The organism is Vogesella mureinivorans (assembly GCF_007644035.1).
GTDB lineage: Bacteria > Pseudomonadota > Gammaproteobacteria > Burkholderiales > Chromobacteriaceae > Vogesella > Vogesella mureinivorans.
This window is the reverse complement of sequence record NZ_VMTV02000257.1, coordinates 1-250: the sequence shown is the minus strand read 5'-3', so window position 1 is coordinate 250 and position 250 is coordinate 1. Positions and strand designations below refer to the sequence as shown.

General features: G+C 69.2%; 1 pseudogene. It reads left to right on the top strand.

The window, feature by feature from the left end:
- A pseudogene (gene trpC / locus FLQ44_RS08160) lies at positions 1-250 on the top strand (indole-3-glycerol phosphate synthase TrpC); the annotation flags it as partial.

Genomic DNA, 250 nt, shown 5'->3' with positions numbered 1-250 from the left:
GCTGAAGCACATCAAGGCCGGCGATGCCGCGGTGATCGCCGAGGTCAAGAAGGCCAGCCCCAGCAAGGGCGTGATCCGACCGGACTTCTCGCCGGCCGACATCGCCCGCAGCTATGAGCGTGGCGGTGCCGCGGCGCTGTCGGTGCTGACCGACGTCGACTTCTTCCACGGCTCCGACGACTACCTGCGCGAAGCCCGCGCCGCCTGTGCGCTGCCGGTGCTGCGCAAGGACTTCACCGTCGACCCCTAC